4 protein-coding genes and 1 pseudogene are annotated in these 3,775 nt (G+C 73.9%); 1 reads left to right on the top strand and 4 read right to left on the bottom strand.

Annotated elements, in window-relative coordinates; genetic code table 11:
• Positions 1-272: 272 nt before the first annotated feature.
• The 3 genes from purQ to QM641_RS12730 all read right to left on the bottom strand — a co-directional run bounded on the left by purQ (position 273) and on the right by QM641_RS12730 (position 2,228).
• Positions 273-974: a phosphoribosylformylglycinamidine synthase subunit PurQ gene (gene purQ / locus QM641_RS12740; protein ID WP_415117061.1), complete on the bottom strand. Its 702-nt coding sequence runs from the start codon at positions 972-974 to the stop codon at positions 273-275.
• 2 nt (positions 975-976) lie between these two features.
• Positions 977-1,222: a phosphoribosylformylglycinamidine synthase subunit PurS gene (purS, locus tag QM641_RS12735; RefSeq protein ID WP_415117059.1), complete on the bottom strand. Its 246-nt coding sequence runs from the start codon at positions 1,220-1,222 to the stop codon at positions 977-979.
• A gap of 124 nt (positions 1,223-1,346) precedes the next feature.
• Entirely contained in the window at positions 1,347-2,228 is an 882-nt protein-coding gene (locus QM641_RS12730) for a phosphoribosylaminoimidazolesuccinocarboxamide synthase (protein WP_415117057.1), read from the bottom strand.
• A gap of 198 nt (positions 2,229-2,426) precedes the next feature.
• On the opposite strand from QM641_RS12730, the gene QM641_RS12725 reads away from it, so the two are divergent.
• Positions 2,427-3,383 carry a Gfo/Idh/MocA family protein gene (locus QM641_RS12725; RefSeq protein ID WP_415117055.1) on the top strand — a complete coding sequence of 319 codons (957 nt, stop codon included), beginning with the start codon at positions 2,427-2,429 and terminating at the stop codon, positions 3,381-3,383.
• Between the two features lie 17 nt (positions 3,384-3,400).
• Here QM641_RS12725 and QM641_RS12720 read toward each other — a convergent pair.
• Positions 3,401-3,775, bottom strand: a pseudogene (locus QM641_RS12720) (ATP-dependent helicase); the annotation flags it as partial.

Raw genomic sequence — 3,775 nt, 5'->3', positions numbered from 1 at the left:
CGCCCCGCCCGCCCCGGCCTACCTCGCCCGCCCAGCCCCGCCCGCCCGCCCCGGCCCGCCCGCCCCGAGTCACTGCTTCGGTTCGCGAGTCACTCCTTCCCGCGCGAGTCACTGCGCTGCAGCACAGTGACTCGCCCCTGGAGCAGTGACTCGCGTGCGGGGGGCGCGGGCGAGGGCGGGGTGCGAGAGCGAGGGCGCGAGGGCGGGAGCGTGCGCCAGGGTGCGAGGCCTGGGAGCTCGCGGGCGGGGTGCGAGGGGCGGGAGCGTGCGGGCTACGCGGCGGCGCCCACGACCGCGGCCACGGCGGAGGTGAAGAACGACAGGCCGTCGGTGCCCGAGCGCATCGCCGCGGAGGTGTTCGGGCCGAAGCCCGGCTCCACCGCGTGCTCGGGGTGCGGCATGAGCCCCACGACGTTGCCGCGCTCGTTCGTGAGGCCCGCGATGTCGTCGAGCGACCCGTTCGGGTTGACCCCGACGTAGCGGAAGGCGACGAGGCCCTCGCCCTCGATGCGCGCGAGCGTGTCGGCCGAGCAGATGTAGCCCCCGTCCGCGTTCTTCAGCGGGATGACGATCTCCTGGCCGGTCTCGAACCCGCTCGTCCACGCGGTCGACGCGTTCTCGACGCGCAGCCGTTGGTCGCGCCGGATGAACTGTTGGTGGGCGTTTCGGATCAGCCCGCCGGGCAGCAGGTGCGCCTCGACGAGCATCTGGAATCCGTTGCAGATGCCGAGGACCGGCATGCCGCGCCCGGCGGCATCCTTCACCTCGGACATGATCGGCGCGAGCGCTGCGATCGCGCCCGCGCGCAGGTAGTCGCCGTAGCTGAAGCCGCCGGGGAGCACGAGCGCGTCGACGCCCTGCAGATCGTGGGAGCCGTGCCAGAGGGCGACCGGCTCGGCGCCGGCGATGCGGATCGCGCGACGCGCGTCGGCGTCGTCGAGCGATCCGGGGAAGGTGACGACCCCGATGCGCACGGTCACTCGATGACCTCGATGCCGACGACGTCCTCGATGACGGCGTTGGAGAGGATCTCGTCCGCGACGCGGCGGACGGTCTGCAGCGTCGCCTCGTCGGCGGATGCCACGGTCAGCTCGAACCGCTTGCCGATGCGCACGCCCGAGAAGCCCTCGATGCCCAGGCGGGCGAGGGCGCCGGAGACGGCCTTGCCCTGCGGGTCCAGCAGCTCGGCCTTGGGCATGACGTCGACGACGATGGTGGGCATGCAATGCTCCGGGACGCTCGGGGGAGGGACCTTCCCAGTCTACGCGGCCCCGCCCCTCCCTCCCCGCGAGGGTGCCTTCTCTCCCCGCGAGGGTGCCTTCTCTCCCCGCGAGGGTGCCTCGACCTCAGGCGGTGAGCCGCTCGAGCAGCTCGCGGTACGCGCCCGCGGTCTGGGCCACGACCTCGGTGGGAAGCTCCGGCGGTGTGCCCTCCTTGTCCCAACGTGCGGCGAGCCAGTCGCGCACGGGCTGCTTGTCGAAGCTCGCCATGCGCTCGGCCGGTGTCGCGCCGTTGGCCCAGGCCGCGGCATCCCAGTACCGCGACGAGTCGCTCGTGAGCACCTCGTCGGCCAGCCGCACGATGCCGTCCTCGTCGACGCCGAACTCGAACTTCGTGTCGGCGAGGATGAGTCCGCGCTCCTCGGCCGTGCGCGCTCCGCGCGCGTAGATCTCCAGGGACAGGTCGCGCAGTGCTGCCGCGTGCTCGGCGCCGACGAGCTCGACGGCGCGCTCGTAGGAGATGTTCTCGTCGTGCTCGCCGAGCTGCGCCTTGAAAGCCGGGGTGAACAGCGGCTCGGGCAGCCGGTCGCCGTCGGCCAGGCCATCGGGCAGCGGGATGCCGCACACCGTGCCGCGCTCGCGGTACTCGGCCCAGCCCGAACCGGTCAGGTAGCCGCGCACGACGCACTCGACCGGGAGCATGTCGAGGCGGCGCGCGAGCATCGCGCGACCGGCGACCGGGGCGGGGACCTCCCCGGGGAGGAGGTGGTTCGGGATCGGCCGGCCGCCGTCGGCTCCGGCGAGCCGGTCGAACCACCACAGGCTGAGCGTGGTCAGGAGCACCCCCTTGTCGGGGATGCCGGGGGAGAGCACGTGGTCGAACGCGCTGATCCGGTCGCTGGCGACCACGAGCATGCGGTCCTCCGGGCCTTCGGCGGGAAGGTACAGGTCGCGGACCTTGCCGGAGTAGACGTGCCGCCAGCCGGGGAGTGCGAGGGGGGATGCCACCGCCCCATTATCCCGCGGGTCGTCGCCGCGATCTGTTCATAACTCAGGCAGAACGCGCCCTTACGGGCGGATTTCGGGCCGCAGAGCCGATCCAGCCTGAGTTATGAACATCCGAGACGGGAGACCGCCCGGACAGGCGCCCGTTCGCAGGACCGGAGGCCCGTCGCGATAGCATCGCGGCGACGGAAGGGGACCGGCGTGATCGGACTGGCCACGATCGGCACGAGCATGATCACCGGGCGGCTCATCGACGCGGTCGCCGCCGTGGATGGCATCGAGGTCACCACGGTGTTCTCGCGCGACCGCGCCCGCGGCGAACGGTACGCGCGCGAGCACGGCATCGCGCACGTCGCCGACGATCTCGCCGCGCTTCTCGGCTCCCCCGCGGTGGATGCCGTCTACCTCGCCTCCCCGAACGGCGCGCACTGCGCGCAGGCGCGGGCGGCGCTGGCCGCCGGCAGGCACGTGCTCGTGGAGAAGCCCGCCGTGGCGACCGCGGCCGAGTGGGACGGGATCGTCGAACTCGCCCGCGCGCGGGGCGTCGTGCTGCTCGAGGCGATGCGCAACGTCTACGACCCGGGCTTCGAGGCGCTCCGCGCGCTGCTGCGCCGCATCGGCACCCCGCGGCGCGCCTCGCTCGGCTACAGCCAGCGCTCGGCGCGCTACGACCGTGTGCTCGCCGGCGAGCACGTCAACATCTTCGACCCGGCGCTTGCGGGCGGCGCGGCCTATGACCTCGGCGTCTACTGCATCGCCGCGATGGTCGAGTTGTTCGGGGCCCCCGAGCGTGTGCTCGGCGCGAGCGTCGCGCTCGCGACCGGAGCCGACGGGGCGGGAGCGGCGCTCGCGGTCTATCCGGGGCTCGTGGTGGACCTGTCGTATTCGAAGATCACGGCATCCGATCGGTGGAACGAGGTGCAGGGCGAGCGGGGCACGCTCGCGTTCGACCACGTCGCCCGGCCCCGGGCCGCGCGCGTGACGCTGCTGGACGGAACCACGACCGCGCACGACCTGCCGGGCGCGCAGAACAACCTGGTCTACGAGGTCGAGCGCTTCGTGGCGCTCGTGAACGGGGCGGATGCTGCGGCCGACCACGCGCGCACGCGGGAGACCCTTCGCGTGGTGGAGGCCGTCAAGGCCGCACCCGCCCTGTGAGTGTCGGGGGGCGCCGGTCAGCGGCCTCCGCGCCGGTTGCCGCCGTTCGGGCGCACGACCGAGCCCACCATGAGCTTCGGCGCGCCGCCCGCGTGCGATGCGCGGCGTCCGGCCGTGCGCGCCCCGCCCGTGCGTGCGGGCTGGGCAGCACGATCGGCGTGCGCGGTGCGGGTGCCGCGGTCGGTGTTCGCGACGCGATCGGGGCGGGCAGCACGGTCGGTGTGGGCGGATGCCGCTGCCCGGCCCTCCGTCCGCGTGCGATCCGGGGTGCGCTGCTCGCCGCTGCGCGCGGGGGCGCCTGCGCCGCCGCGGTTCCTCCGGCGGGAGCCCCCGGTGCGCGCACCGGCATCGCTCGCGCGCCGGCATTCCGCGCGCCGGCACCTGTCTCGCAG

This window comes from Microbacterium sp., assembly GCF_047605725.1.
In the GTDB taxonomy this organism is placed as follows: Bacteria; Actinomycetota; Actinomycetes; order Actinomycetales; family Microbacteriaceae; genus Microbacterium.
Note: the sequence above shows the minus strand (reverse complement) of the source record. Positions and strands in the feature narration are given on the sequence as shown.